A 4,156-nucleotide genomic window follows, 5' to 3' on the forward strand; every position below is an offset into this window, starting at 1 on the left:
GCATCACCCTCGGCGAGTACTACCGCCAGATGGGCTACCACGTGCTGCTGCTCGCGGACTCCACCTCGCGCTGGGCCCAGGCCATGCGCGAGACCTCCGGGCGCCTGGAAGAGATCCCGGGCGAGGAGGCCTTTCCGGCCTATCTGGATTCCTCCATCCGCAGCGTCTACGAGCGCGCCGGCGTCTTCCGCACCGCCGACGAAGCCGAGGGCAGCCTGACCCTCATCGGCACTGTCTCCCCCGCCGGCGGCAACTTCGAGGAGCCGGTGACGCAGTCCACACTGGCCACCGTCAAGACCTTTCTGGGGCTCTCCTACGACCGGGCCTACAAGCGCTTCTACCCCGCCATCGACCCGCTCATTTCCTGGTCGCGGTATCTGGACCAGCTCGCCGACTGGTACGCCCGGCATATCAACCCGAGCTGGGTGCCGCGGGTCAAGCAGATTCAAGAGCTGCTGCGCCGCGGCGACGCCGTGCAGCAGATGATGCAGGTCACCGGCGAGGAAGGCGTCACCATCGCCGACTACCTGACCTACCAAAAGGCGCTGTTCGTGGACATGGTCTTCCTGCAGCAGGACGCCTTCGACAAGGTGGACGCGTCCGCCCCCATCGAGCGCCAGCAGCTCACCTTCGAGCGGGTCTACGAGCTCGTGCACCGGGACTACAGCTTCCCCAGCAAAGACGCAGCACGAGAGTTCTTCATCAAGCTCACGGGCCTGTTCAAGAACTTCAACTACGCGGCACCGACGAGTCCGGACTACGACCGGCTGCTCGGCGACATTGCCGAGCTGGCAGATCAGGCAGCGCCGGGCCTCACTGCAGCATCGCATGAGGAAGCTCGAGCCTGATTGTGCGGCGGCGCCGGCCCTCGGTCCCGGCCATCGACAAAGCAGTGCCCTGCCCGCGACCCGGTCGCTCGTCGATTCGAGGCGCCGCCTCGCTATACTGTCAGTGTGCTTCAGCCCGAGACTGCGCTGAACATCCGCCAGCCGGACCCCATGCCAATGCGCCAGCAAGACGTCGACAACCGTGAATTTGTCCACCGCATCGACGCGGAAGACCGGCTTTCTTTCGTCAACGACGCTTGGCTGGAGTTCGCGGCGGAGAACGCCGGGCCCGACGACGCCGAAGCGGTGCTGGGGTCCCCTCTGATGGCGCATATCTCGGATGCCGAGACACGCCATATCTATAGGCTCCTGATCGATCGCGTCAGGGAGACTGGCCGTCCCATCCATTTCCGCTATCGCTGCGATTCCCCGAACGTGCGGCGCTTCATGGAGATGCGGATGGACGTGCGGCCCGAGGGCCAGATCGAGTTCCGCAGCCGGGTGCTGCGCTTGGAAGGCCGCGAGTGGATGCCCGTGCTCGACCCGACCCTGCCGCATCGCAGCGATCATCCACTGCAGATCTGTAGTTGGTGCAAAGCCGTCTACACGCGCAGCGCCTGGCTCAAGCTGGAGGAGGCCGTACAGACACTGGATATGCTTGCCGAGGCCGTGCTGCCCGAGCTCAGCCACGGTATCTGTCCTGCCTGCAGCGACCGCATGACGAGCATGGGAGGTGCCCCGTGAAGATTCTCATTGCCGAGGACAATCACATCCTCGCGACGATTCTGGCGGATCATCTGACCGCGCGCGGCCACGATGTCGTACCGGCCTTCGATGGGCGGCTCGCCACAATCTTCTGCCGGCGGCAGGACTTCGACGCCATCGTCATCGACTTGGTCATGCCCGATGTCAACGGCGTGGATGTGCTGGAGGAGCTCTACGCAGCGCATCGTATGCCCCCCGCCATCGTGATCACCGGCTTTCCGGAACTGCTCGACGAGGTCGCGCCGCGCCTGGCTGCGATCGGCGTCGAACTCGTAGTCAAGAAGCCATTCTCCTTCTCCGAGGTGGACGACGCCCTGGCGCGACTCCACTGAGAGGTCCACGGGAGCGCCTCACCCCGACACGCAATCGCCCCGCGACCCGGCACCGCAGGACCCGAATGCGCCGCGCGCCGGCTATCAACTGCCGGCGACGCTTGTGGCGCAGCCCCAGCAAGAACCGAGGAGCCTGGGCCGGATGCCCACCCTGTCCGCAGCGGCCTCAAACCCGTCACCGCGGGCGGCACCGGACAGTGCCCGCGCGGCGGGCGCCGCGAGGCGGGGGCGCCTCGAAGCAGCGCTGGTGGACCCTACTGCGGTTGCACACGTGCCTACGGCGTCCGGCCCGCTGCCGAGTCGGAGCTGGTGGTGCCCACCGGGCACGGCGGATTCGATCATCCCAAAGCGGTGGAGGAGCTGAAGCGGATCATCCTGCTGGATGTCGCCGAGCGGCGCGCGGCCAATGACAGTGCTGGTCAAAGCCCGCGCGTCAGCACGAAGTAGCGCCGCCCGTCTGCGGTCTCAACGAAATACAGACGGCGGCTGGCCGGGAGCTCCCGGCTGGTCAGCCGCAGGAACAGGTCGTCGAAGAACTCCGGCGTCTCCAGGCCGAAGTTATGGAAGTTGCGGGTGCGGTTCACCGGCGTGACGTCCACCAGCGTCAGGCGCTGGTCGGCAGGCTGCATCAGCGCTGCAAAGCTCGCCGCCACCGCCGACTGATCCGGATTGCGCGGGTCGAGGCTGCTCTCGCCGAGGCGCCTATCGCGGTTGATGAGCCGGCTCACCAGCAGCGCGCGGTCGTTGGAGGAGACATAGACGGTGAGGTTGCCCGCCAACGCCTCGATCTCCTCGCGCAAGCGCGTATCGAACTCGCCCCGGCCCACATCCGGCGCCGTCAGGACGACGTTTTCGATCTCGGTCGGCCGGTCCGCGAAGGCCGGATCTGCGGCCAAATGCTGGAAGGCGTCCACCACCACCTGCGCGCCCAGGCTGTTGGCGATGAGCCAGAGCCGCTGCGGCGCTACCTGCTCCACCACCAGCGCCAGCATCTCGGCCAGCTCCTCAGCGGATGCCGTGGCCACCCGACGCGCACGACGGTAGCCGGAGAGCGATGCCCCCTGATCCCCCGGCCAGTCGAACAGCAGCACCGGGGTGTCTATGTCCAAGATATGCGTCAGGAAGGCGGTCTTGCGCAGCGCCGACGGGAAGGTCTCGCGATAGCCGTGCACCACCACAAGCAGGGAGCGATACGAAGATGCCAGCACCTGCTCGCGCAGCTCGCCACTGAATGCCGACCGCAGCAGCGGCCTCACCTCTTCGAGCCGAATCTCTTCATTGATGAGCCAGTCACTCGCGTTCAGCAGCATGCCGAAGCCCAGCGTCGGCTCCACGGCGATGTCGAAGCTGCCGAGCTCCAGGGTGTCGCGCCGCTCGGATGCAAAGCGTCTATCCGCGCCCGCACCCTCCGGGCTCGGGCTGGGCACCCGGTTGGAGGCATAGAAAAGCCGCAGTGTGCCGGTATCGGCGAGCCGCGACGCCTGGATACGGCTGAATCGCAGCGCCTCGGCGTGCTCCAGCACTGTGCGCGTGCCGACGAAGTAGAGATAAGCGCCGGCGCCGATGAGCACCAAGGCGATGAGCCCGAGCCCGATGAGCAGACGGAAGGTGGTGCGCGTCATGAGTACCGAGGGAAGGACAGCAAGGCGCGATCATAGCGCGACAGGTCGCAGCCGCATCCCCGAGACAGGAAAAGAAAAGGGGCTACGGTCTCCCGTAACCCCTTGATAAGACTGGTGGGCCGTCTAGGATTCGAACCTAGGACCAATGGATTAAGAGTCCACTGCTCTACCAGCTGAGCTAACGGCCCTTGCTTGGGTTGGCGCGAGCGTGCGCCGATGCTGTTTGGGGCGAACGATGGGGCTCGAACCCACGACCACCTAGGCCACAACCAGGTGCTCTACCAACTGAGCTACGTCCGCCATTGACCTGTCGATTTGCGATGTGCCAACTCCTGCGCGCCCCACGAACCTCTCCCGATCGCGGTTGGCTCGATTGGCGCCCCGAGGAGGACTCGAACCCCCGACCAAGAGCTTAGAAGGCTCCTGCTCTATCCGCCTGAGCTATCGGGGCTTGAGGTGACCTGTTGCTCGCTGAGGCTCGGACTTCCCAGAGGACGGTTTCAGCAGACAGATCCGGCGCCCAGTCCTTGTGTTGGTCGGGGTAGAGGGATTCGAACCCCCGACATCCTGCTCCCAAAGCAGGCGCGCTACCAGACTGCGCTATACCCCG

General features: G+C 65.7%; 4 protein-coding genes, 4 tRNA genes and 1 pseudogene. 4 read left to right on the top strand and 5 right to left on the bottom strand.

The window, feature by feature from the left end:
* From I6U14_RS17840 to I6U14_RS17855, 4 genes and pseudogenes are all read left to right on the top strand, one after another.
* Positions 1–848, top strand: a pseudogene (locus I6U14_RS17840) (V-type ATP synthase subunit A); the annotation flags it as partial.
* A 156-nt stretch (positions 849–1,004) separates the two neighbouring features.
* Complete coding sequence (locus tag I6U14_RS17845) at positions 1,005–1,571, top strand: hypothetical protein (protein WP_296901184.1); 567 nt, start codon at positions 1,005–1,007, stop codon at positions 1,569–1,571.
* Positions 1,568–1,924, top strand: coding sequence for a response regulator (locus tag I6U14_RS17850; RefSeq protein ID WP_296901186.1), 357 nt, complete (start codon positions 1,568–1,570; stop codon positions 1,922–1,924). Before I6U14_RS17845 ends, I6U14_RS17850 begins: the two co-directional genes overlap by 4 nt.
* 312 nt (positions 1,925–2,236) lie before the next feature.
* A complete protein-coding gene (locus I6U14_RS17855; protein ID WP_296901188.1) occupies positions 2,237–2,371 on the top strand; it encodes a hypothetical protein in 135 nt (44 codons plus the stop codon).
* Here I6U14_RS17855 and I6U14_RS17860 read toward each other — a convergent pair.
* From I6U14_RS17860 to I6U14_RS17880, 5 genes are all read right to left on the bottom strand, one after another.
* Positions 2,344–3,546, bottom strand: a complete 1,203-nt coding sequence (locus I6U14_RS17860) for an alpha/beta hydrolase (RefSeq protein ID WP_296901190.1) — start codon at positions 3,544–3,546, stop codon at positions 2,344–2,346. The two genes, I6U14_RS17855 and I6U14_RS17860, sit on opposite strands and share 28 nt — an antisense overlap.
* 112 nt (positions 3,547–3,658) lie before the next feature.
* A tRNA-Lys gene (locus tag I6U14_RS17865) sits at positions 3,659–3,734 on the bottom strand.
* A 36-nt stretch (positions 3,735–3,770) separates the two neighbouring features.
* Positions 3,771–3,846, bottom strand: a tRNA-His gene (locus tag I6U14_RS17870).
* A gap of 74 nt (positions 3,847–3,920) precedes the next feature.
* Positions 3,921–3,997 (bottom strand) — tRNA-Arg (locus I6U14_RS17875).
* An 82-nt stretch (positions 3,998–4,079) separates the two neighbouring features.
* Positions 4,080–4,156, bottom strand: a tRNA-Pro gene (locus I6U14_RS17880).

Origin of the sequence: Thiohalocapsa sp., from assembly GCF_019695415.1 — a bacterium.
GTDB lineage: Bacteria > Pseudomonadota > Gammaproteobacteria > Chromatiales > Chromatiaceae > Thiohalocapsa.